The 22,750-nt window shown below is 73.2% G+C and carries 18 protein-coding genes and 2 tRNA genes; 14 read left to right on the top strand and 6 right to left on the bottom strand.

The genetic code is table 11. The features are described 5' to 3' along the window. From ACFWJO_RS29970 to ACFWJO_RS29960, 3 genes are all read left to right on the top strand, one after another. On the top strand, positions 1-1,024 hold a 1,024-nt coding region (locus ACFWJO_RS29970), incomplete at its 5' end, for an AIM24 family protein (protein ID WP_386870120.1). 14 nt (positions 1,025-1,038) lie between these two features. Continuing rightward, positions 1,039-1,719 carry an AIM24 family protein gene (locus ACFWJO_RS29965; RefSeq protein ID WP_384423611.1) on the top strand — a complete coding sequence of 227 codons (681 nt, stop codon included), beginning with the start codon at positions 1,039-1,041 and terminating at the stop codon, positions 1,717-1,719. A 19-nt stretch (positions 1,720-1,738) separates the two neighbouring features. Beyond that, entirely contained in the window at positions 1,739-2,494 is a 756-nt protein-coding gene (locus ACFWJO_RS29960) for an AIM24 family protein (protein WP_386870118.1), read from the top strand. Positions 2,495-2,569: 75 nt separating this feature from the next. Here the strand turns inward: ACFWJO_RS29960 and ACFWJO_RS29955 are convergent, their stop codons facing one another. Then, entirely contained in the window at positions 2,570-3,091 is a 522-nt protein-coding gene (locus ACFWJO_RS29955) for an NUDIX hydrolase (protein ID WP_384423339.1), read from the bottom strand. Next, on the bottom strand, positions 3,088-4,521 hold the full coding sequence (locus ACFWJO_RS29950; protein ID WP_386870115.1) for a zinc-dependent metalloprotease: 1,434 nt from the start codon (positions 4,519-4,521) through the stop codon (positions 3,088-3,090). The genes ACFWJO_RS29955 and ACFWJO_RS29950 overlap by 4 nt, the downstream gene beginning before the upstream one ends. Before the next feature lie 282 nt (positions 4,522-4,803). Here ACFWJO_RS29950 and ACFWJO_RS29945 point away from each other — a divergent pair, with 282 nt between their 5' ends. The 4 genes from ACFWJO_RS29945 (at position 4,804) to ACFWJO_RS29930 (ending at position 8,046) form a co-directional block, all read left to right on the top strand. Continuing rightward, on the top strand, positions 4,804-5,913 hold the full coding sequence (locus tag ACFWJO_RS29945) for an SDR family oxidoreductase (protein WP_386870113.1): 1,110 nt from the start codon (positions 4,804-4,806) through the stop codon (positions 5,911-5,913). Between the two features lie 79 nt (positions 5,914-5,992). Further along, on the top strand, positions 5,993-6,463 hold the full coding sequence (locus ACFWJO_RS29940; protein WP_386870111.1) for a molybdenum cofactor biosynthesis protein MoaE: 471 nt from the start codon (positions 5,993-5,995) through the stop codon (positions 6,461-6,463). A 192-nt stretch (positions 6,464-6,655) separates the two neighbouring features. Continuing rightward, entirely contained in the window at positions 6,656-6,901 is a 246-nt protein-coding gene (locus ACFWJO_RS29935) for a hypothetical protein (RefSeq protein ID WP_386870135.1), read from the top strand. 56 nt (positions 6,902-6,957) lie between these two features. Further along, positions 6,958-8,046 carry a PDZ domain-containing protein gene (locus tag ACFWJO_RS29930; protein ID WP_386870109.1) on the top strand — a complete coding sequence of 363 codons (1,089 nt, stop codon included), beginning with the start codon at positions 6,958-6,960 and terminating at the stop codon, positions 8,044-8,046. An 83-nt stretch (positions 8,047-8,129) separates the two neighbouring features. On the opposite strand, the gene ACFWJO_RS29925 is transcribed toward ACFWJO_RS29930, so the two are convergent. Next, positions 8,130-8,687: a PPA1309 family protein gene (locus ACFWJO_RS29925; protein WP_386870107.1), complete on the bottom strand. Its 558-nt coding sequence runs from the start codon at positions 8,685-8,687 to the stop codon at positions 8,130-8,132. A 144-nt stretch (positions 8,688-8,831) separates the two neighbouring features. On the opposite strand from ACFWJO_RS29925, the gene ACFWJO_RS29920 reads away from it, so the two are divergent. From ACFWJO_RS29920 to ACFWJO_RS29905, 4 genes are all read left to right on the top strand, one after another. Then, the gene (locus ACFWJO_RS29920; protein ID WP_386870105.1) at positions 8,832-11,858 is read left to right on the top strand and encodes a UPF0182 family protein; all 3,027 of its coding nucleotides are present in this window, start codon (positions 8,832-8,834) and stop codon (positions 11,856-11,858) included. A 45-nt stretch (positions 11,859-11,903) separates the two neighbouring features. After that, a tRNA-Met gene (locus ACFWJO_RS29915) sits at positions 11,904-11,977 on the top strand. Between the two features lie 203 nt (positions 11,978-12,180). Beyond that, positions 12,181-14,142, top strand: coding sequence for a tetratricopeptide repeat protein (locus ACFWJO_RS29910; protein WP_386870103.1), 1,962 nt, complete (start codon positions 12,181-12,183; stop codon positions 14,140-14,142). Positions 14,143-14,289: 147 nt separating this feature from the next. After that, positions 14,290-14,363 (top strand) — tRNA-Met (locus tag ACFWJO_RS29905). Between the two features lie 147 nt (positions 14,364-14,510). Here ACFWJO_RS29905 and ACFWJO_RS29900 read toward each other — a convergent pair. After that, the gene (locus tag ACFWJO_RS29900) at positions 14,511-14,930 is read right to left on the bottom strand and encodes a Fur family transcriptional regulator (protein ID WP_386870101.1); all 420 of its coding nucleotides are present in this window, start codon (positions 14,928-14,930) and stop codon (positions 14,511-14,513) included. 122 nt (positions 14,931-15,052) lie between these two features. Between ACFWJO_RS29900 and ACFWJO_RS29895 the strand changes: the two genes are divergently transcribed. After that, positions 15,053-16,504, top strand: a complete 1,452-nt coding sequence (locus ACFWJO_RS29895; protein ID WP_386870099.1) for a catalase — start codon at positions 15,053-15,055, stop codon at positions 16,502-16,504. Between the two features lie 92 nt (positions 16,505-16,596). On the opposite strand, the gene ACFWJO_RS29890 is transcribed toward ACFWJO_RS29895, so the two are convergent. Then, complete coding sequence (locus ACFWJO_RS29890; protein WP_384419859.1) at positions 16,597-16,983, bottom strand: cyclic nucleotide-binding/CBS domain-containing protein; 387 nt, start codon at positions 16,981-16,983, stop codon at positions 16,597-16,599. 216 nt (positions 16,984-17,199) lie between these two features. Here ACFWJO_RS29890 and ACFWJO_RS29885 point away from each other — a divergent pair, with 216 nt between their 5' ends. Next, entirely contained in the window at positions 17,200-17,715 is a 516-nt protein-coding gene (locus ACFWJO_RS29885) for a hypothetical protein (protein WP_386870097.1), read from the top strand. A gap of 154 nt (positions 17,716-17,869) precedes the next feature. Here the strand turns inward: ACFWJO_RS29885 and ACFWJO_RS29880 are convergent, their stop codons facing one another. Further along, a complete protein-coding gene (locus ACFWJO_RS29880; RefSeq protein WP_386870095.1) occupies positions 17,870-19,342 on the bottom strand; it encodes a BTAD domain-containing putative transcriptional regulator in 1,473 nt (490 codons plus the stop codon). Positions 19,343-19,744: 402 nt separating this feature from the next. Here ACFWJO_RS29880 and ACFWJO_RS29875 point away from each other — a divergent pair, with 402 nt between their 5' ends. Beyond that, a complete protein-coding gene (locus ACFWJO_RS29875) occupies positions 19,745-22,726 on the top strand; it encodes a BTAD domain-containing putative transcriptional regulator (protein ID WP_386870093.1) in 2,982 nt (993 codons plus the stop codon). Positions 22,727-22,750 lie beyond the last annotated feature (24 nt).

Genomic DNA, 22,750 nt, shown 5'->3' with positions numbered 1-22,750 from the left:
GTTCGGCGCCCCGCCCGCGCCCGCGCCCGCCCCGGCTCCCGCGCCCGTGCACGCCGCCCCGACGATGGCCGCGCCCATGGCCCCTCCGGCGCCCCAGGCCCCGCAGGCACCCCAGGCGCCCGCCCCGGCCCCGGGCCCGTACGGCCAGCCGCCGCAGCAGCCGCAGTACGGCCAGGTGCCCGGCCAGGTCCCGGGCCAGACGCCCCCGCACGGCGCGCCCGCCCCCTACGGACAGCCCGCCCCGGGCCCGTACGGCCAGCAGCCGCCCTACGGGCAGCAGCCGCAGTACGGTCAGGTCCCGGGGCAGGTCCCCGGCCAGTTCCCGCAGCAGCCGGGTGTGCCCCAGGGAGTCCCGGCCGGTGGCGCCGGGCTCGCGGCCGCGCTCGCGCCGTACAAGGAGACCGCGACCGGCGCCCGCTGGACCCCGCAGAACCAGCAGCTCGTGCGGGTGGACCTGGCCATGGGCGGCGTTCCCGTCCTCGCCCGGCAGGGCTCCATGGTCATGTACCAGGGCAAGGTCGAATTCGCCCACAAGGGAGCCGGGTTCACCGGCCGGATCGTCGGCAACGCCACCGGCCAGGAGATGCAGCTGATGCGCTGCACCGGCCGAGGCCAGGTCTTCCTCGCCGAGGACGGCGCCCATCTGCACCCGATCGAGCTCCAGGGCGACGCCATCTGCGTCTCCGCCGAGAACGTCCTCGCCTTCGACGAGTCGCTGCAGCACGAGGTCCGGCGCATCGAGGGCCACGGCATCCCCGGCGGCGCCCTGTTCACCATGCAGTTCCAGGGCACCGGCACCGTCGTCGTGAAGACCCACGGCATCCCGGTCGTGCTGCCCGTCACGCCGACCACCTTCGCCGACTGCAACGCCGTCGTCGCCTGGTCGGCCGCCTCCCAGGTCATCCTCTCCAGCCAGGTCAGGCTGCGCCGCAACGCGTACCCCGGCCACAGCGGAGAGACCGTGAACCTCCAGTTCCGGGGCGCCCCCGGGAACTTCATCGTCGTCCAGCCCTACGAGGTCTGAGGGAGCCCGGAACCATGAACCAGCAACTCGCGGGCTACGCCCCGACCCCGATCACGGCCCGGATGGAGAACCACGGCCGCTCCATGCTGAAGGTCGCCATGGCCTCCGGCCAGGACCTGTACGCGCGCACCGGCTCGATGGTCGCCTACGAGGGCTTCATCAGCTACGAGCCCAACCCGCCCGCCCTCCGCCAGGTCGCGCAGGCCTGGGCCACCGGAGAGGGCGCGCCGGTCATGAAGTGCTCCGGCGACGGGCTGCTCTACCTCGCCGACTACGGCGCCGACGTCGTCGTGATCAACCTTCAGAACGACTCGATCTCCGTCAACGGCACCAACGTGCTCGCCTTCGACGCCCACCTCCAGTGGGGCGTCGAGCGGGTCAAGGGACTCGCCAAGTTCGCCGGACAGGGCCTGTTCAACGTGGAGATCGCGGGCACCGGCTGGGTCGCCCTCACCTCCCGCGGCACGCCGATCGTCGTCGACTGCGGCCGCGGCGAGGACGAGACCTACGTCGACCCGGACGCGCTCGTCGCCTGGTCGCCGGCCCTCAAGGTGAAGGGCAAGCGCAGCTTCAAGGCCGGCTCGCTCATCGGGCGGGGCAGCGGCGAGGCGTACCAGATGGCCTTCTCGGGCCAGGGCATCGTCGTCGTACAGCCGAGCGAGGACAGCACGGACCGCCTGCGGGTCCGGGGCTGAGGGGGAGCGAGAACACACCATGCAGAGCCCGCTTTTCAACCACGCCGAACAGCAGAGCCAGGACCGCTACGTCATCCAGAACCCGCAGCTGCTGCGGGTCACCCTGGGCGGCTCGGACGACATCCTGGCCCGCAAGGGCGCGATGGTCGCCTACCAGGGCCTCGTCGACTTCGACGGCGAGTACCAGACCCCGAACCAGCGCCGGGCCCACGCCCGCACCGGTGAGGGTCTCGACCTGATGCGCTGCTCCGGACAGGGCACGGTCTACTTCGCCAACCTCGCGCAGTACATCCACGTCGTGGACGTCGAGCAGGAGGGCCTGACCGTCGACAGCTCGTACGTGCTGGCGCTCGACTCGACGCTGCACACCGAGGTCATCGCCGTGGACAGCCAGTACGGCATCTCCGGCACCGGCAAGTACCAGCTGAACATCTCCGGCCGCGGCAAGGTCGCCCTGATGACCTCGGGCCAGCCGCTGATGATGCAGGTCACCCCGGAGAAGTACGTCAGCGTCGACGCGGACGCCATCGTCGCCTGGTCCACCGGCCTCCGGGTGCAGATGCAGGCCCAGACGGTCAACAGCAGCGTCATGCGCCGGCGCGGCAACACCGGCGAGGGCTGGGAACTCAGCTTCCTGGGCCAGGGCTACGCCCTCGTCCAGCCCAGCGAGGTCATGCCCCCGCAGAACGCCGCCCTCGGCCAGGGCGTCGCCGCCCAGTTCGGCGTCGGCCAGCACGGCTCGCGCGCCCAGAACCAGAACAACGCCTGGAACTGAGCCGCGGCGGACACGGGTAAGGGGCGGTCGCCATGGCGACCGCCCCTTACCCGTGCCCTCACAGGCGCCCCTGGGTCACAGGCGCTTCAGCGTGCCCTCCAGGAGCCGCACCACCGACGTGTCCGCCACGTCGGCCACCTCGTCGTACCCGAACCAGCGCAGGTCGAGCGACTCGTCGCTGATCTCCGCCGCCGCCCCGGCCGGGGCCAGCGCCGCGTACTGCACGTCCAGGTGCCAGTGGCACGGCGCCGGGATCGGATGCCGGTCCAGCCGCACCGGACCGCCGGGCAACAGGCTCAGACCCGCGATGCCGGACTCCTCCGTCGCCTCGCGCAGCGCCGCCGCCTCGACCGTCGGGTCACCCGGCTCGCAGTGGCCGCCCATCTGCAGCCACATGTTCAGCTTCCGGTGCAGGGTGAGGAGGACCTGCCCGCGCGTGGGGTCGATCACCAGCGCGCTGCTGGTGAGGTGACCGGCCGTGCACGGCTTGTACATGCCGTCCTCGTGCTCCGCCAGGTGCTCCAGATAGACGTCACGGAGCTCCGGCTGGTCCTCGTACCCCTTCAGGACGAGGATCGCGTCGTCGCGCAGGCTCACTTCTCGTCGTCCCCGTCCCGGGAACCCTCGGAGTCGCCCTTGGCCGCCTCGCCCAGCATCTTGTCGAGCTCGGAGAAGTCCATGTGCTCGCGGTGCACGAAGCCGTCCGGGTCGTCCAGATCGGTCGCCGTCGGCAGCATGTCCGGGTGCTCCCACAGGCCGTCCCGGCCGTCCACGCCGCGCGCGTCGGTGAGCGAGGCCCACAGCCGCGAGGCGTCCCGCAGCCGGCGCGGACGCAGCTCCAGGCCGATCAGCGTGGCGAAGGTCTGCTCGGCGGGACCACCGGTCGCCCGGCGCCGGCGCAGCGTCTCACGCAGCGCGTCCGCCGAGGTCAGCCGGGACTTCGCGGCCTCGTGCACCACCGCGTCCACCCAGCCCTCGACCAGCGCGAGGGCCGTCTCCAGACGGGCCAGGGACGCCTTCTGCTCCGGCGTGTCCTCCGGCTGGAACATGCCCTGCTGAAGCGCCTCCTGCAGCTGCTCGGGGTGGGTCGGGTCCAGCTGGCCCACCGCCTCCTCCAGCTTGGAGGTGTCGACCTTGATGCCCCGGGCATAGCCCTCGACCGCGCCGAACAGGTGCGAGCGCAGCCACGGCACGTGCGCGAAGAGCCGCTGGTGGGCGGCCTCGCGCAGGGCCAGGTACAGCCGGACCTCGTCCGCCGGCACGCCCAGGTCCTTGCCGAAGGCCTCGACGTTCAGCGGCAGCAGCGCCGCCTTGCCGGCCGGGCCCAGCGGCAGGCCGACGTCCGTCGAGCCGACGACCTCGCCCGCGAGCACGCCCACGGCCTGACCGATCTGCTGGCCGAACATGGCGCCGCCCATGGAGCGCATCATCCCGATCAGCGGGCCCGCCATGGCCTGCATCTCCTGCGGCAGCACGTCGCCCATCGCCGCGCCGACCCGCTCGGCGACCGGGTCGACCAGCTGCTTCCAGGCCGGGAGGGTCGCCTCGACCCACTCGGCGCGGCTCCAGGCCACGGCCGTGCCGGCGCCGGAGGGCAGCGAGGTCGCCTGGTCGAGCCACAGGTCCGCCAGGCGCACCGCCTCCTCGACCGCAGCCTTCTCGGCCGGGCCGACGCTGGCGTCCTTGGTGCCGTCGGCCGTGCCCTGGGCGACGACCTGGCGCGCGATCTGCTTGGCCATGTCCCAGTTGACCGGGCCGCCCTCGTAGCTGAGCATCTGGCCGAGCTGCTGGAAGGCCGCACCCAGGTCCTGCGGGTTCAGGTTGCCGAACATCGCGGCGAACGGATTGTCCGCGCCGCCCTGGCCGCCCATGCCCGGCATGGCGAAACCGAACGGGTTCGCGCCGAACGGGTTGCCGCCCTGGCCACCGGACCCCTGGCCACCTCCGGCGGGGTCCTTCTTCTTGCCTTCGTCGCCGTTCTCCGGCTCCTCCGGCGGAAGGCCGAATCCGAATGGGGTGTCACTCACAGGTTTCCTCGGCTCGTCAGGCCGCCGGCTCCTGCCGACGGCGGGCTCTCGGCTCGGCTCGCCTCCCCGACTCCACACCACCAGCGTAGGTGGTGGCTCACCGGTCGGGCCGGGCTCGCGACGCCCCTGCCCGATCCGGCCCGACCGGCGAGCCACCACCTGACATCCGCACCGGATCCGGGCTCGGTGCTCCGCCGGGCCGTGGCCTGGGGCAGGATGGACGCCACCTGGTACGTACGCGTCATTCGGGTACGTACTGAAGACAACCGCTGGAGACGCCCGGTGAGTTCCCCTGACCCTCAGGTTCGCGCAGCGCGAAACCACTCAACCCGGTCCGCCGCGCGCGGCCCCGTCGTCGCGGTCACCGGTGCCGCGTCCGGCGTCGGCGACCTCCTGACCCGGCGCCTCGCCGAGTCCGAGGAGGTCAAGCAGGTCATCGCGATCGACGAGCGCCGGGGCGAGGTGTCCGAGGCGCAGTGGCACATCCTCGACGTGCGCGACCCGGCCATCGCCGAGAAGCTGCGCGGCGCGGACGTCGTCGTGCACCTCGCGGTCGACCTCGACCTGGAGACCGACCCGGCCGCCCGCACCGCGTACAACGTGCGCGGCACCCAGACCGTCCTGACCGCCGCGGCGGCGGCCGGCGTGCACCGGGTGGTGCTGTGCACCTCGGCGATGGTCTACGGCGCGCTGCCCGACAACGACATCCCGCTCTCCGAGGACGCCGAGCTGCGGGCCACCGCCGAGGCCACCGGCGTCGGCGACCTCCTGGAGATCGAGCGGCTCGCCCGCCGCGCCCCGCGCGCCCACCCCGGCCTGAACGTGACGGTGGTCCGCCCCGCGGTCCTCGTCGGCGGTACGGACACGGCGCTGACCCGCTACTTCGAGTCGCCGCGGCTGCTCGTCGTCGCCGGATCGCGCCCCACCTGGCAGTTCTGCCACGTCGACGACCTGGTCAGCGCGCTGGAGTACGCGGCCCTCGAGAAGGTCGACGGCGAGTTCGCGGTGGGCTGCGACGGCTGGCTCGAGCAGGAGGAGGTCGAGGAGCTGTCCGGCATCCGGCGCATGGAGCTGCCCTCGGCGGTGGCCTTGGGCGCGGCGGCCCGGCTGCACCGGATCGGCCTGACCCCGTCCCCGGCGGGCGACCTCGCGTACACGATGCACCCGTGGGTGGTGAGCGTCGGGCGGCTGCACGACGCGGGCTGGCGGCCGCAGTGGACCAACGAGGAGGTGCTCGCCGCGCTCCTGGACGAGGTGCAGGGCCGGCACACGGTCGCCGGCCGTCGCCTCGGCCGCAAGGACGCGACGGCGGCCGGCGCCGCGGGCGCGACGGTGGCGCTGCTCGGCACGGCGGCCCTGGTCCGGCAGATGCGGAAGCGGCGCGGCCTGTAGGACCCTCCTACGGAGGGTCGGGCGCCACCGGCGGAAAGCGCTATTCCGCGCTGTCGGTGCCGTACGGCACGATGGAGCCATGGCAGAGAACCACGCCCACGGCGACCACCCCGGCGAGCGGGCCGCGGACGACCCGATCAAGCTCCTCGCGATCCGGGACACCCCGCTCTCGGTCGACGAGGTCTTCCGCGCGGTCGGCGACGACGCGGCGGGCGGCACGACCCTGTTCGTCGGCACGGTGCGCAACCACGACGGCGGCGCCGACGTGGACATGCTGGGCTACTCCTGCCACCCCAGCGCCGAGGCCGAGCTGCGCCGCGTCGCGGAGAAGGTGGTGGCGGACTACCCGGTCCGCGCCCTGGCCGCCGTCCACCGGGTGGGTGACCTCCGTGTGGGTGACCTCGCGGTCGTCGTCGCGGTCTCCTGCCCCCACCGCGGCGAGGCCTTCGAGGCCTGCCGCAAGCTGATCGACGACCTCAAGCACGAGGTCCCGATCTGGAAGCACCAGAAGTTCTCGGACGGCACCGAGGAGTGGGTCGGCGCCTGCTGAGCGTTCAGCCTGCCCTCGCCGGCTCTCGCCCCCGAGGGTTACCAACGCACACTTTCCGGCAAGTCGCCACGCCGACCACCTGTAGTCGAACGGCCCGATTTGCGTAACCGGCCCCCTCGCGTGAGCGTTGATTCCGCGGATGAATAATCTGCTGATCAACTCACTGGTGACCACTGGGGATGGGAGGTCGGTATGGCAGTGCTGGCTTGGTTGTTGATTCCGCTTTTCGCCGTCGTCGGCGCGGCGATATGGGGCAGCTGGGCTTCGCGGAACAAGACGATAGGCGACGTCGCCGAGCTCGCGGGCTACGCGCGGTTCCGGGACGCCATGGAGCGGTCCCACGCCGGCACCCCCGGCCCCGCGACCGCCGCTTCCGCTTCCGCTTCCGCTTCGGCGCTGCCCGAGCGTGAGACCGCCCCGGCGACGACCACCGGCTGATCACGTACGGACCGCCCCAGGGGTGCACTCACAGACCAGTCCCGTACTGTCGTTCCATGCCACGCCGCACCGCGACGATGCTCGCCTCCACCCTGGTCCTGATCACGCTGCTCTGCGTCGGCGTCCTCCTTCCGGTCCCGTACTCGGAGATGAGCCCCGGCCCGACCGTGAACACCCTCGGTGAGGCGCGTGGCGAGCCGGTCCTGCAGATCTCGGGCCGCAAGACGTACCCGACCGACGGTCACCTCAACATGACGACGGTCCGGGTCACCGGCGCGGACTACCGGATGAACGCGGTCGAGGCCGTCTACGGCTGGCTGGCCCACGACAGCGTCGTCGTCCCGCACGACACCCTCTACCCGGACGGCAAGACCGAGGAGGAGTCGAGCCAGGAGAACGCCGAGGAGTTCAGCCAGTCCCAGGAGAGCGCCAAGGTCGCCGCCCTCAGGGAGCTGAACATCCCGGTGACCACCCGGGTGGTCGTCGCCACCGTCGTCAAGGGCACCCCCGCCGAGGGCAAGCTGCACGCGGGCGACGTCATCCGCGCCGTGGACGGCGTCGCCGTCAAGGAACCCGGTGACGTGGCCAAGCAGGTCACCAAGCGCGACCCCGGCCAGGACGTGGTCTTCACGATCGTCCCGGCCAAGGCGGCGGCCGCCGCGGAGAAGGCCCACAAGGACGCCACCGAGACCGAGAAGGTGGTCATCAGGACCGCCAAGGCGGAGGAGGGCGACCGGGCGATCGTCGGCATCCAGGCCGGCACCGACCACGTCTTCCCGTTCACCATCGACATCAAGCTGGCCGACGTCGGCGGCCCCAGCGCCGGCCTGATGTTCGCGCTCGGCATCGTCGACAAGCTCACCCCGGGAGCGATCACCGGCGGCAAGTTCATCGCCGGCACCGGCACCATCGACGACAAGGGCAAGGTCGGCCCGATCGGCGGCATCGAGATGAAGCTGGTCGGCGCGCGCCGGGCGGGCGCCGAGTACTTCCTGACGCCCGCCGACAACTGCGCGGCCGCCGCCTCCGACACGCCCGCCGGCCTCACCCTCGTCAAGGTCGACACCATCGACGACGCGACGAAGTCGCTGGAGAAGCTGCGCAAGGGCGACACGAAGTCGCTGCCCAGCTGCTCCAAGAGCTAGGCCGTCTCTTCCGAATCTTGGCCGGGTGCGGAAGAAACGGCCCAGGCCGGCGGATCAAGGCCGGGGCCGGTCGGGCCCCGGTGTCACGACTCGAAGGTCGCCGCCAGCGCGTCCGCGAGCCCCGGAACCAGGTCGGGTCCGGTGAGGACCTCGCTCGGCGAGTCCTTCTCGCGCAGCCGGATCGCGGCCTCGCGCGCCCCGTCCCGCAGCACCGCGACCGTCATCCGGACCTCCTGGCGGTCCGGGTGCCGGGCCACCCACTTGGCGAGCTGGGCCTCGCTCAGGTCCTTCGGCACGGAGGCCTCGGCCGACGGCGGCAGCATCTGCCGCTCGACCGTGAGGGCGCAGCCGGCCACGGCGTCGGGCCAGGCGATGGTGCCGAGGAACTCGTCGAGCGGCTTGCCGGGCGGCAGCTCGTCCTGCTCGATCGGCGTGTACGTGGTGGCGGTGGCGTCGTCGCCGACGCCCAGCTGCGAGGCGAGGGCGGGCTCCTGGGCGCGCAGCCGGGCGGTGTCGACCAGGGCGAAGAGCCGGGCCGGCCGGTCCCAGCCGAGGCCCGACGCGTACTCGTCGATCTCGAGCACGGCGCGGGTGAGGGGGCTCGCGGCCATCGGAGGGCCGGAGGGGGAAAGGTTGGACATGGGCAATATCCTGCCTCCTCTTCCCCCGAAGACGGGAACTAGGTAAAGCCTCAGTAAGTTGCATCAGTGGGCTCTACGATCGCGGAGCCTGCTTATCGACGCATTCGACGCATCAACCTCGAGGGGCGCACGTTGGCTTTCCAGATGCCGGACCGCGGAGGCGGCACAGGTCCTTCCGGGCCAAGGATCAGAGTCGGCCGGCCGTCGCGGCGCGCCCGTACGCTGCTGATGACGCTGGGCGTCCTGGCGGTTCTCGGCATGGCGTTCGTGATGTTCGCCGGGTTCTGGACGGACTGGCTGTGGTTCCGCTCGGTCCACTACTCGTCCGTGTTCACCACCACCCTGTGGACCAAGATCGGCCTGTTCCTGGTCTTCGGCCTGCTGATGGCGCTGGCCGTCGGCCTGAACATCTGGCTGGCGTACCGGCTGCGGCCGCCGCTGAGCGCGATGTCGCTGGAGCAGCAGAGCCTCGACCGGTACCGGATGGGTCTCGCGCCCTTCAAGAAGTGGGTGCTGCTCGCGGTCACCGCCCTGATCGGCCTCATCGCCGGCGCCTCCGCCTCCGGGCAGTGGCGCACCTGGCTGATGTGGGTGAACGGGGTCCAGTTCGGCGAGAAGGACCCGCAGTTCCAGCTCGACGTCGCGTTCTACGCGTTCGACCTCCCCTGGTACCGCTTCCTGCTGGCCTTCGGCTTCGCCGCGACCGTCCTCTCGCTGATCGCCGCCGCCCTCACCCACTACCTGTACGGCGGGCTGCGGATCACCAGCCCGGGCGCCCGGGCGACGGCCGCCGCGACCGGCCACCTCTCGGTGCTGCTCGGCGTCTTCGTCTCCCTGAAGGCCGTGGCGTACTGGCTCGACCGGTACGGGCTCGCGGTGAAGTCCAGCGACTTCAAGGCGACCGGCAACTGGACGGGTCTGCGCTATGTGGACGCCAACGCCTACCTGCCGGCGAAGACGATCCTGTTCTGCATCGCCGTCATCTGCGCGGCGCTGTTCTTCGCGACCCTGTGGCGGCGCACCTGGCAGCTGCCGGTGATCGGCTTCGGCCTGATGGTGCTGTCGGCGATCCTCATCGGCGGCCTGTACCCGGCGATCGTGCAGAAGTTCCAGGTCCAGCCGAACGAGCAGGCCAAGGAAGCGCCGTACATCCAGAAGAACATCGACGCGACCCGCAAGGCCTACGCGATCGACTCCGCCAAGGCCGAGGACTACTCGGGCAAGTCGACGGTGAAGGCGAAGGACCAGCTGCGCACCGACGCGGACACGGCGGCCAGCTACCGGCTGATCGACCCGAACGTCGTCTCGCCGACCTTCCAGCAGCTGGAGCAGAAGCGGAAGTACTACCAGTTCCCGCTCACCCTGGACGTGGACCGCTACAGCGGCAAGGACACCGTCGTCGGTCTGCGTGAGCTCAACATCAAGGGCATCCCGAAGCGGAACTGGATCAACGACCACTTCACCTACACGCACGGTTACGGCGCCATCATGGCGACCGGCACCCAGACGGACGCCAACGGCTCCCCGGTCTTCACGGAGCAGGGCCTGCCGACCACCGGCATGCTCCCGAAGTACGAGCAGCGCATCTACTACGGCGAGAAGACCGACCAGTACTCGATCGTGGGCGGGCCCCAGAAGGAGCTCGACTACGAGGACAACGGCGAGAAGACCACCAGCTACCAGGGCAACAGCGGGGTCAGCCTCTCCAACACCTTCAACCGGGCGGCCTACGCGGTCGCGTTCAGCGAGCCGCAGATCCTCTACTCGGGGGCCATCGGCGACGGTTCGCGGATCCTCTACAACCGCACCCCCAAGGAGCGGGTCGAGGCCGTCGCGCCGTGGCTGACCATCGACGGCGACGCCTACCCGGCGGTCGTCGACGGCCGGATCCAGTGGATCGTCGACGCGTACACCACGACCAACGGCTACCCGTACGCCTCGCGCACCACGCTGGGCGAGAGCACCGCGGACGCCCTGACGGTCGGCAACCAGCAGCGCGCCGTCGTCGCCCAGCAGAACCAGGTCAACTACATCCGCAACTCGGTGAAGGCCACCGTCGACGCGTACGACGGCACGGTGACCCTCTACCAGTGGGACACCCAGGACCCGGTCCTGAAGACCTGGATGAAGGCCTTCCCCGGCACGGTCAAGGAGCGCTCCGCGATCAAGCCGGACCTCCTCGCCCACCTGCGCTACCCGCAGGACATGTTCAAGGTCCAGCGCGAGCTGCTGACCCGCTACCACGTGCAGGACCCGGCGCAGTTCTACAGCGGCTCGGACGCCTGGCAGGTGCCGGACGACCCGACCAACAAGGAGGGCAACGCGGTCCCGCCGTACTACCTGAGCATCAAGATGCCCGGGGACACGTCGCAGAGGTTCTCGCTGACGACGACGTTCACGCCGAACGGGCGGCCCAACCTGGGCGCCTTCATGGCGGTGGACGCCGACGCCGACAGCAAGGACTACGGCCGCATAAGGCTGTTGTCGGTCACGGAGGACGTGCCGGGACCCGAACAGGTCCAGAACAAGCTCAACAGCCTTCCGTCGGTGGCGACGTTCGTCCGTGACATGAAGGGCGCCGACTCCGACATCATCTACGGCAACCTGCTGACGGTCCCGCTGGACGGCGGCTTCCTCTACGTGGAGCCGGTGTACGCGCAGGGCCGCAACGCGCAGTACCCGCTGCTGAAGAAGGTCGCGGTGTCCTACGTGGACGCGGACCAGCCGAAGGGCGACACCACCAAGGACACCACGGTGTTCGAGGACAACCTGACGGCCGCGCTGAACGCGGTGTTCGGGGTCAGGGGCGCCGAGCCGCCGGCCACGCAGCCGCCGGGCACCAAGCCGCCGGCGCAGCCGACCACGAACGACGCGGCGCTCAAGCAGGCCATCGCGGACGCGCAGAAGGCGTTCGACGACGGCGAGGCGGCGCTGCAGAAGCAGGACTGGGCGGCCTACGGCAAGGCCCAGGAGGCCCTGCAGGACGCGCTCCAGCGGGCCGCCGAGGCGGGAGCGAAGCTCCAGACGGGACCGGGCGGCACGGGCGGCACCAAGCCCACGCCGCAGGCGAGCCCGTCGGCGACCCCCAGCACGTCGGCGACCCCCAGCACGTCGGCGACCCCGAGCACGTCGGCGACGCCGAGCGCGTCGGCGAGCCCCGGGAGCAGATAACCGGTCAGGGCCTCACCCCGCGTCGTGATACCGTTGCGTTACCGACGCGGGGTGGAGCAGCTCGGTAGCTCGCTGGGCTCATAACCCAGAGGTCGCAGGTTCAAATCCTGTCCCCGCTACTCAGGACGAGGGCCCGGATCCATAAGGATTCGGGCCCTTGCCGTGTGTCCGGGGGCGCGACCGGCCCGAAGAGCGGTAGGGAGGGGGCGAGTTGGCGCGAGTCGTGTTTGACTTGTCTCTCTGTGGGCATGTCGACAAAACGCTGAAGTGACCTCACTGGCTGCGGTATACCAGGTGTACGCGGGTTGCAGGTGGTGCGACGATGGTATTTATGGGGGACAGGGCAACTCTGTTGGAGACAGGGCGGTTTGTGCAGCGGCATGCCGGAAACGCCGCAGACGAGATCATCGAGGCCGCAGAAGCCGTCGGTGCGGCCGTCGACACCACCGCCGAGCAGGAGACCGAGGCCGAGACCGAGGCCCGCCACCGCCTCGCCGCCGAGAAGGGCGACGCCGCGTCCATGAGCGTCCTGGGCGCGCTGCTGCTGCGCCGCGGCGACCTGGACGGCGCCGAGCCCTATCTGCGCGGCGCCACCGCACAGGGCGACCGCGCCGCCGCCAACAACCTGGGCGTCCTGCTGCACCAGCGCGGCTACCCGGACGAGGCCGCCGGCTGGTGGCGGGTCGCCGCCGTCGCCGGCTCCGCCCCCGCCGCCCACGCGCTCGGCCGGCACCACCGGGAGCGCGGCGACGAACCCGCCGCCGAGTACTGGCTGCGCCAGGCCGCCGAGCAGGGCCACGCCCTCGGCGCGTACGCCCTCGCCGACCTCCTGGAGCACCGCAGCGACGTCGGCGCCGAGCGCTGGCTGCGCGCCGCCGCCGAACAGGGCCACCGCGAGGCCGCGTACCGGCTCGCGCTCGCCCTGGAGCGGCGGGCCACCGAGCCGTCCCGGGGGCCCCACGCGTACGACACCGGCACCCGGCTCCGCCCGGGCGCCCGCACCGGCGCGAGCCCGGCGGCCGGCGGCGAGGGGCCGCTCGTGGCCGCGGGAGGCGCCCCGACCGGCGACGCGGACGGCCTCGCCGAGGCCGAGCAGTGGTTCCGGCAGGCCGCGGCGCGCGGCCACCGGCGGGCCGCCCTGCACCTCGGGGCGATCCTGGAGAAGCGCGGCGACCTCAAGGAGGCCGGCCGCTGGTACCTGACCTCCGCCAAGGACGGCGAGGCCAAGGCGGCCTGCGCCCTGGCCTTCCTGCTGCGCGACGCCGGCGACGAGGAGAGCGCCGCCGTGTGGTGGCTGCGGGCCGCCCAGGACGGCGACGGCAACGCCGCCAACGCGCTCGGCGCCCTGCACGCCGCCCGTGGCGAGCAGCAGACCGCCGAGCGCTGGTACCGCGCCGCCATGGACGCGGGCGACGTGAACGGCGCCTACAACCTCGGGCTGCTCTGCGCCGCCCAGGAGCGCACCGCGCAGGCCGAGCAGTGGTACCGGCGCGCCGCGTACGCCGGGCACCGCGAGGCGGCCAACGCGCTCGCCGTGCTGCTGCTCCAGGCCGGGGACGCCAACGGCGCCGAGCCGTGGTTCTCCAAGGCCGCCGAGGCCGGCAGCGTCGACGCCGCCTTCAACCTGGGCATCCTCCACGCCGGCCGGGACGACGACCGGACCGCGCTCGCCTGGTACGAGCGGGCCGCCGCCGCCGGGCACACCGAGGCCGCCCTCCAGGTCGGCATCGCGCGCCTGCGCGACGGAGACGAGCAGACCGCCGAGCGCCATCTGCGGTGCGCGGCGGGCGGCGGCAGCGCCGAGGCCGCCTACCGGCTGGCCACCGTCCTCGACGCGCGCCGCCCGGCCCCCGGTCCGGCCGTCCTCGGCGCGCCGCGCGAGGAGAAGAGCGAGTGCGAGGAGTGGTACGAGCGGGCCGCCGAGCAGGGCCACCGCCGTGCCCAGGTGCGGGTCGGCATGCTCGCCGCCGGGCGCGGCGACGTGGCGGAGGCCGCCCGCTGGTACCGGGAGGCGGCCGAGGCCGGCTCCCGCAACGGCGCGTTCAACCTGGGCCTGCTGCTCGCCCGCGAGGGCGCGGAGCGGGAGGCGGCCCTGTGGTGGACCCGCGCCGCCCACGCCGGGCACGGCAGGGCCGCGCTGCGGCTCGCGCTGCTCGCGGCCCGGCGGGGCGAGCTCACCGAAGGCCGCCGCTGGTGCGACCGTGCGGTGGAGCTGGGCCCGGCGGAGGTGGCGGAGCGCGCGGCGCGACTGAGCGAGGCGCTGCACCAGGAGCTGACGGCCTGAGCCGGAGGCCTCTGTGTCACGGCACGTCCCTGTGTCACCGCACGCGCCTTTGTCACGGCGTGCTCACGACGTAACGCGGCTCACATGCTTCACCCGCCTAATCGATTTGCTCTGCTCCGAACGGTCCCGTAATGTTGAGTTCACCGACGCGGGGTGGAGCAGCTCGGTAGCTCGCTGGGCTCATAACCCAGAGGTCGCAGGTTCAAATCCTGTCCCCGCTACTCAGTAGCACGAAGGCCCGGATCGTTTCGACGATCCGGGCCTTCGTCGTTCCCGCATCTGGGCGTACGCGAGGTGCGGGCGCGTGCGACATGCGGGCGGATGCGAAAAAGCCCCGCCATGCGGCGGGGCTTTCGCGTGTGGAGATGTCAGGCGGTCGTCGCGCAGCTCGGGCAGATGCCCCGGTACGTGACCTCGACGTCCGAGATCGTGAAGCCGAAGCGCTCGGTGTCGGGCAGGTCGGCCAGCGGGTCACCGGCCGGGTGGACGTCACGGATCGCGCCGCAGCGGGCGCAGACCAGGTGCTGGTGCGGCCGGTGCGCGTTCGGGTCGTACCGCTTGGCGCGGCCGTCCGTCGCGACCTCCAGCACCTCACCGAGCGTGACCATCTCGCCCAGCGTGTTGTAGACGGTCGCCCGAGAGATCTCGGGCAGGCGCTCCACGGCGCGGGCGTGGACCTCGTCGGCGGTCAGGTGCACGTGGTCCCCGTCCAGCACCTCGGCCACGACACGGCGCTGTGCGGTCATCCGCCAGCCACGGCCGCGCAGTCGTTCCAACAGGTCACTCATGGGAGTCAGGGTAACAGCCACCGCCGACGAGTCCCGAATCCGTGTGACTTTGGATGGTGGCTTGACTTAGACAAAGTCCATCGTAGGATCGAGTCGGGCAAGGCGACGACAGGAGGCGCACCATGACGCAGGGACCGCTCACCACGGAGGCCGGGGCACCGGTCGCGGACAACCAGAACAGCGAGACGGCGGGCATCGGCGGGCCGGTCCTCGTCCAGGACCAGCACCTGCTGGAGAAGCTCGCCCACTTCAACCGCGAGCGGATCCCGGAGCGCGTGGTGCACGCCCGCGGCGCCGGGGCCTACGGCACCTTCACGGTGACCGCCGACGTCACGAAGTACACCCGGGCGAAGTTCCTCTCCGAGGTCGGCAAGCAGACCGAGACCTTCCTGCGCTTCTCGACCGTCGCGGGCAGCCTGGGCTCGGCCGACGCCGTGCGCGACCCGCGCGGCTGGGCGCTGAAGTTCTACACCGAGGAGGGCAACTACGACCTCGTCGGGAACAACACGCCCGTCTTCTTCATCCGGGACGCCATCAAGTTCCCCGACTTCATCCACACCCAGAAGCGCGACCCGTACACCGGCTCCCAGGAGGCGGACAACGTGTGGGACTTCTGGGGCCTGAGCCCCGAGTCCACCCACCAGGTGACCTGGCTCTTCGGCGACCGCGGCATCCCGGCCTCGTACCGCCACATGAACGGCTACGGCTCGCACACCTACCAGTGGAACAACGAGGCCGGCGAGGTCTTCTGGGTCAAGTACCACTTCAAGACCAACCAGGGCATCAGGAACCTCACCCAGGCCGAGGCCGACCGGCTGGCGGGCGTGGACCCCGACTCCCACCAGCGCGACCTGCGCGAGGCCATCGAGCGCGGCGACTTCCCGAGCTGGACCGTGCAGGTCCAGATCATGCCGGCCGCCGACGCCGCCACGTACCGCTTCAACCCCTTCGACCTCACCAAGGTGTGGCCGCACGCGGACTACCCGCCGATCGAGATCGGCAGGCTGGAGCTCAACCGCAACCCGCAGAACGTCTTCGCCGAGGTCGAGCAGTCGGTCTTCAGCCCCGCGCACTTCGTGCCGGGCATCGGCCCGTCCCCGGACAAGATGCTCCAGGGCCGCCTCTTCGCCTACGGCGACGCCCACCGCTACCGCGTCGGCATCAACGCCGACCACCTGCCGGTCAACCGCCCGCACGCCACCGAGGCGCGCACCCACGCGCGGGACGGATTCCTCTACGACGGCCGGCACGGCGGCGCGAAGAACTACGAGCCGAACAGCTTCGGCGGCCCGCAGCAGACCGCCCGCCCGCTGTGGGAGCCGCTGCCGGTGTCCGGTGCGACCGGCGACCACCCGACGCCCGCACACGCCGAGGACGACGACTTCCGGCAGGCCGGTGACCTCTACCGGCTGATGGCGGAGGACGAGAAGGGCCGTCTGGTCGGGAACCTGGCCGGTTTCATCGCCAAGGTCTCCCGCGACGACATCGCCGAGCGCGCGATCGACAACTTCCGCAAGGCGGACGAAGACTTCGGCAAGCGGCTCGACGCCGCGGTCCAGGCCCTGCGTGGCTGACGGCCGCTGCCGTAGGTGAAGAGGGCCGGACCCCCCGTATGCGTACGGGGGTCCGGCCCTCTCGCACGTCGGTGCCGTCGGGCGACGCGACGTCAGGCGGCGCTGTGCACCGGGAGCCAGCAGCGGATGATGTCGCGGACGGAGACGATGCCGACCGGGCCGTGGTCGTCGAGCACCACGAGATGGCGGAAGCCGCCGCGCGTCATGGCCTCCGCGGCCTCCTCCAGGGTCCAGGTCGGGGCGGCGAAGACGACGTCCCGGGTGGTGTGGGCGTCGGCGGTCTCGTGGTCGGGGTTCCGGTCGGTGCCGATGGCGTTGAGGATGTCGCGTTCGGTGAGGATGCCGAAACCGCCGGCATCACCGTCCTGCACGACGGCCGCGCCGACGCGTCGCGCCGACATCAGCCGCGCGGCCTGACGGAGGGTGTGGGCCGGGCCGATGGTGAGGATCACGGTGCTCATGGCGTCGCGGACGAGCATGGAGGGAACCACCTCCGATTCGGTGACTTCGAGAACTCTTTCACAAGTTCACAAAGGGGGGAGTCTCAGAGTGACACCGGGAGGGAGGCCCAACAAGGGGGCGCGCGTGGCGCGTTGAGGTGCACACGCGTGCGCCCGAGCGGGCGTTCATCGTTTGTCTACCGCCGGCTCGGAGGATCGGTGCGCAAGCCGGACCGAGGAAAGGCAACGGGGACGATGATCGTGAAGAAGGCGCTGCGCAGGACGGCAGGGGTCGTGGCAGCCGGACTCCTCGCACTCGCGGGGACGCTGGCCGGAGCGGGCACGGCCCAGGCCGCGTACGACGAGCCGACCCACACGCTGTGGGACGACGAGCCGCTCTACCCGGGCTGGCACGTCAGCACCGCCTACGCGCGCCTGATCATGCAGCAGGACGGCAACCTGGTCTTCTACCGCACGGACACCGCGAACGACTGGTCCCGCGCCACGCCCAAGTGGGCCTCGAACACGGTCGGCTGCGGCTACAAGGCGGTCATGCAGAGGGACGGCAGGCTCGTCGTCCGCGCCGCGGACGGGCGCGCGTGCGCCACGCGGGGCTGGGACAAGGGCGGTTACGCGTACGCCTGTCTCCAGGTCAGCGAGGCGCAGGACCTGCACATCTGGTACACGAACCAGCGGTGCGGCACCTTCACCGGAATGACGGCGCGGAGCCTGAGCACCACCGAGGACAAGATCTACTCGGATCTGTACTGACGCCCGGCAAGGGCGGACGCCCAGCCCGGCAGACGCTCGGCAAGGCGGACGCCCAGCCCGGCAGCCGCCCGGCAGACGCCGGGCGAAGGCAGCACGTGGCCCCGGCCGGACCCCCTCTCCGGCCGGGGCCGCCGTGCGTCACGGTGCCCTGACCTCACCCCGAGAGCCGGCCGACCAGGTCCGACACCGACCACTGCGGCCGCGACGCGAGCCGCGTCGCCGCCGCCCGCAGCCGGGCCGGGAGATGCCCGCACAGCGCGGCCAGCTCCCGCGCCGCCCCCGACTCCCGCCGGATCCGGTCCGCGCCCGCGATCCGGGCGAGCAGCTCGTACGCGTCGTCCGGTTCCAGGGGCCCGATCCACAGCCGGGCCGCCGCCGTGCGGAACCTCGCCTCCGGCTCCCCGCCCGTCTCCGCCCCCGTCTCGGCGACCAGGGCGGCGCACCCGGCCACGCCCGGCAGCAACGGTGCCGGATCCGGCACCCCGTCGAGCAGCACGAGCACCCGGCGGCCGGCGAGCGCAGCCCGGAAACGAGCCGCGAGCGCCCCCGCCTCCGCGTCCCCGCCGGGCCGCTCGCCCAGCGCGCGCAGGAACCCCGCCAGCACCTCCCGTACGTCCCCGGCCGCGTCGCCGCGCGCGTACAGCTGGCCGTCCGGGAAGGCGTCCCGCACCCGGTGCGCCAGGTGCACCGCGAGGGTCGAGGTGCCCGTCCCGTACGGCCCCGAGAGCGCCACCACCGGGCTGCGGCCCGCGTCCGCCGCCCGCAACAGCCCCTCGGCCTCGCGGACCTGCGCCGCGCGCCCCACCAGGTCGGGGATGTCCGGCGGCAGCTGGCAGGGCCGGAGCGGGCGGCGCGGCGGCGTGGGCGGCACCGGTTCACCGCGCCGGATCCGCCCGTACAGCTCGGTCACCGCCCCGCCCGGAACGAGCCCGAGCCGCCGGTCGAGCCGGTCCCGCAGCGCCTCGAACAGCGCCAGCGCCTCCGCGCGCAGACCGCAACGGTGCAGCGCGAGCAGGCACAGCCGGTGCGCCTCCTCGTCGTCCGGGCGCGCCGCCGCCAGGTCGCGCAGGGCGGGCAGCGCCTCGGCGTGCCGGCCGAGGGCCAGCTCCGCCTCGTACAGCGTCATGCCCGCCGCGTGCCGCGAGGCGGCCAGCCGCCCCCGCGCCCGCCCCGCGAGCGGTCCGGGCACGCCGTCCAGGGCGTCGCCGCGCCACCGCCCGAGTGCCCGCGCCAGCAGTTCCCGTGCCGCCGCCGGTTCCTGGCGCAGCAGCGCCACCGCGCGGGCGGTCTCGTCCTCGTACCGGAACACGTCCACCGCCTCACGCGGCACCGCCAGCCGGTAGCCGCCGGAGGAACCGGCCACGGCCTCCGGCGCGTCGAGCGCCCGGCGCAGCCGGTGGGCGTGCGTGCCGATCTGCCCGACCGGATCCTTGGGCCAGTCCTCCTCGTCCTCGCCCCACACCGCGGTGATCAGGCGGTGCGTGGGCACCAGCTCCCCGGCCGAGAGCAGCAGCGCGCACAGCACCGCCTGCTGCTGCGGCCGCCCGAGCGCAAGCTGCCGCCCGCCGCGCCACGCGCGAGGCGATCCGAGAAGGGCGAATTCGAGAATGGCGCATTCGCGTCCCATGACACCCCCGTAAGCCATGAGTCCGTCGCGGCTTGCGTGCCGCATCATAGGCGCCCGGATCGCGCCCCTCAGAGGGGTCGCGAGTCCCGGGCGCGTCACGCGCCGGCGGGGAGAAAGGGGAGGTCACGGGGGGGCATGAGCGACGTGGGGAACAAGACAACCGCGGGGAAGCCGGAGCCGGAGTCGGGCGCGGCCGTCGGGCCGGGAGGCACCGTCGGGCCGGTCGGCTCCCATGGCCCGGGCGGCGCCGACGGGCCGGCCGGCAATCACGGGCCGGGCGGCCCTCACGGCCCGGGCGGCCCTCACGGCCCAGGCGGCGCCGTCGGGCCGACCCGCACCTACGGCCCGGCCGGCTCTCACCGCCCACGCGGCGCCGACGGCCCGGGTGGCGGGGCCGGGCAGTTGCGGTTCGCGTTGCTCGGGCCTCCGCGGGCCTGGTGCGGGGAGCGGGAGATCGAGCTCGGGCGACCGCAGCAGCGGGCGCTGCTGGCCGTGCTGCTCGACGCGCCCGGGCGGACCGTCGCCCACCGCGTGCTCGCGGAGGGGATCTGGGGCGACGGGGCCGCCCCGGTCGATCCGCGCAAGGCACTGCAACTGCTCGTCTACCGGCTGCGGTCCGCGTTCCGGCCGTACCTCGCCGAGTCGCCGATCGTCCGGATCGGCGACGGATACGCGCTGCGCGCGCCCGGAGCCGTGGTGGACGTGGCCGAATGGCGGCGGCTGCTCGACGAGGCGGCACGGCTGCGCGCGGCGGGCGGCGGGGCGGGCGAGGTACGCGAACTGCTGCGCGCCGCACACCGGCTGTGGGACGGCGAACCCCTCGCCGGACTCACCGGCCCGCACGCCGAGGCGGTCCGCGCCCGGCTCGCCGGGGAACGGCTCGCCGCGCTGGAGCACCGGCTCGAACTGGACGCCGAGCTCGCCGACCGCGCCGGCCTCACGGCCGAGGCCGCCGCGCTCTGTCTGGAGCATCCGGGGCGCCCCCGGCTCGTCGCCGTGCTCATGCGTGCGCTGCACCGGGCCGGCCGTACCGCCGAGGCCCTGGCCGTCTTCGAGGACGCGCGCGGCACGCTGTCCGCCGGAGAAGGCGGCACGGACGACACCGGGCCGGACTCGCCCGCCGGGCTCCAGCTGCGGATCCTGCGCGACGACCCGTCCCTGCTGCCCGCCCCGGCGGACGCGGCCGGGACGTCCGGCCCCGCCTGGCCGCGGCCCGCCCAACTCCCCGCCGACCTGCCCGACTTCACCGGCCGCGGCGCCGCCGTCGACGCGCTCGCGGACCGGCTCGCGGGCGCCGGCGGCCGGGCCGTCGTGGTCTCCGCGCTCGACGGCATGGGCGGCGTCGGCAAGACCACCCTCGCCGTGCACGCGGCCCGCCGGGCGGTCGGCCGCTTCCCCGACGGGCAGCTCTTCGCCGATCTGCGCGGCGCCGACCGCGCACCGCGTGAACCGTCCGCCGTGCTCGCCGAGTTCCTGCGCGCGCTCGGCGTGGCCGCCGAGGAGGTGCCGGCCGGGACGGCCGAGCGTTCGGCCTGCTACCGCTCGGCGCTCGCCGGCCGCCGCGTGCTCGTCGTCCTCGACAACGCGGCCGCCCCCGAACAGGTCGAGCCGCTCCTTCCCGGCTCCGCCGACTGCGCGGTCCTCGTCACCAGCCGCACCCGGCTGCCCGGCCTCGCCGGCGCCCATCACCTCCGGGTCGACCCGCTGCCCGCCGACGAGGCCGCCGAACTGTTCACCCGGATCGCCGGCCCCGCGCGGGTCGCCGCGGAACCCGGCCGCGTCGAGGAGATCGTCGCCGCCTGCGGGCGGCTGCCGCTCGCCGTACGGATCGCCGCATCCCGGCTCGCCGCCGACCCGGGCCTCACCCTCGCCGCCCTCGCCGAGGGACTGCGCGACGAACGGCGGCTCGCCGCCCTCGACGACGGCGAGCGGGCGGTCGAGGCCAGCTTCGCCCTGTCGTACCACCGGCTCACGCCCGAGGCGGCGCGTGCCTTCCGGCTCCTCTCGCTGCCCGACGCGCCCGACATCGGGCTGTCCTGCGCCGCGGCGCTCCTCGACCGCGCCGAGCCGGAGGCGGACGAGATCCTCGAAGGACTGGTCGACCTCAACCTGCTGCACTCGCCCGGCTTCGGCCGCTACGGCTTCCACGACCTGGTCCGCGCCTACGCGCGCGACCGGCTCTCCGAGGAGGAGAGCGCGGCCGAACGCTCGGCGTCCGCCGCCCGGCTGCTCGACTTCTGCCTGGCGACCGCCCGCAACGCCGACACCGCCGCCCGCTCGGTCGACCCGGCCGAACAGAGCCTCCTCGACACGCCCGTGGCCCGCCCCGGCCGGCCCGTCGGCTCCAGCGCCGACGCCGTGCGCTGGATGCGCGAGCAGGCGCCCGTGCACGCCGCCGCCGTCGCGCTGGCCTGTGAGGACCCGGCCCTGCCGCTCGCCCAGGCGGCCGAACTCGTCGACAAGATGGGCTCCGTCCTGTTCGAGCGCACCCAGACCAGCGTCATCGCCGCCCTCGCCGCCCGGGTCGCCGACACCGCCGCCGCCCGCGGCGACCACGCGCCCCAGGCACTCGCGCGGTACGTGCGCGGCAACATGCTCTGGCACGTCAACCGTTACGACGAGTGCGAGGCCGAGACCGGGCGCGCGGTGGCACTCTGCACTGAGCTCGGGCGACACGCCGGCGCTCCGCACGTCGCGGGGCGCACGACCGGCGGCGGGCGTCCGGCCGACCCCACCGCCCGGGTCCGGGCCAAAGCGCTGATCATCCTCGCCGGACGGGCCAGGATCCACGGACGCCACGCCGAGGCGGCCGGGCACGCGGGGCGGGCCGCGGAGGTGTTCCGGGCGCTCGGGGCCGAGCGGGCGGAGGGAAGCGCGCTGGGGGAGTTCGCGTTCAACGCGGCGCACACCGGGCGCCTCGAGGAGGCGCGGCGGGCCGCCGAGCGGGGCGCGCGGCTGATGAGCGGCACCGGGCCGATGTCGGCGGCGACCGGGCGCTACTACCTGGCGCGGGTGCTGCGGCTGTGCGGCGACCCGGAGGGAGCGCTCGCGCACGCGACCGGCGCCCGGGAGGAGTTCGCCCGGCTGCAGGTCACCGTGTTCGAGGCGGCGGCGGGCGACCTCGTCGCCCGGCTGCATTCGGAGTCCGGCCGGGCGACCCTCGCCGCGGAGGCCGCCGAGGCGGCGCTGCCGCTCGCCCGGAAGACCAGCGCCGCCCTGGAGGCGGCCCTGCTGCACACCCTCGGCTCGGCGCTCGCCTCCCTCGGCCGGCCCCGGCAGGCCCGCGCCTGCCTGGAGGACGCGGCGGAGGTGTACGGACGGCTCGGCATCACGGAGGAGGCGGCGGCGGTACGGGCGCTGCTCGCCGGTCTGCCACGCCCCTGAGACGGGTCCGCTACGCGCGTTGAC

The organism is Streptomyces sp. NPDC127092, assembly GCF_042722475.1.
In the GTDB taxonomy this organism is placed as follows: Bacteria; Actinomycetota; Actinomycetes; order Streptomycetales; family Streptomycetaceae; genus Streptomyces.
Note: the sequence above shows the minus strand (reverse complement) of the source record. Positions and strands in the feature narration are given on the sequence as shown.

Excerpts from the sequence above, each read along its gene's own strand:
- ACFWJO_RS29965 (WP_384423611.1), top strand. The coding sequence starts at position 1,039 with ATGAACCAGCAACTCGCGGGCTACGCCCCGACCCCGATCACGGCCCGG.
- ACFWJO_RS29960 (WP_386870118.1), top strand. The coding sequence starts at position 1,739 with ATGCAGAGCCCGCTTTTCAACCACGCCGAACAGCAGAGCCAGGACCGC.
- ACFWJO_RS29940 (WP_386870111.1), top strand. The coding sequence starts at position 5,993 with ATGGCAGAGAACCACGCCCACGGCGACCACCCCGGCGAGCGGGCCGCG.
- ACFWJO_RS29935 (WP_386870135.1), top strand. The coding sequence starts at position 6,656 with ATGGCAGTGCTGGCTTGGTTGTTGATTCCGCTTTTCGCCGTCGTCGGC.
- ACFWJO_RS29930 (WP_386870109.1), top strand. The coding sequence starts at position 6,958 with ATGCCACGCCGCACCGCGACGATGCTCGCCTCCACCCTGGTCCTGATC.
- ACFWJO_RS29925 (WP_386870107.1), bottom strand. The coding sequence starts at position 8,687 with ATGTCCAACCTTTCCCCCTCCGGCCCTCCGATGGCCGCGAGCCCCCTC.
- ACFWJO_RS29920 (WP_386870105.1), top strand. The coding sequence starts at position 8,832 with ATGCCGGACCGCGGAGGCGGCACAGGTCCTTCCGGGCCAAGGATCAGA.
- ACFWJO_RS29910 (WP_386870103.1), top strand. The coding sequence starts at position 12,181 with ATGGTATTTATGGGGGACAGGGCAACTCTGTTGGAGACAGGGCGGTTT.
- ACFWJO_RS29900 (WP_386870101.1), bottom strand. The coding sequence starts at position 14,930 with ATGAGTGACCTGTTGGAACGACTGCGCGGCCGTGGCTGGCGGATGACC.
- ACFWJO_RS29895 (WP_386870099.1), top strand. The coding sequence starts at position 15,053 with ATGACGCAGGGACCGCTCACCACGGAGGCCGGGGCACCGGTCGCGGAC.
- ACFWJO_RS29890 (WP_384419859.1), bottom strand. The coding sequence starts at position 16,983 with ATGCTCGTCCGCGACGCCATGAGCACCGTGATCCTCACCATCGGCCCG.
- ACFWJO_RS29885 (WP_386870097.1), top strand. The coding sequence starts at position 17,200 with ATGATCGTGAAGAAGGCGCTGCGCAGGACGGCAGGGGTCGTGGCAGCC.
- ACFWJO_RS29880 (WP_386870095.1), bottom strand. The coding sequence starts at position 19,342 with ATGGGACGCGAATGCGCCATTCTCGAATTCGCCCTTCTCGGATCGCCT.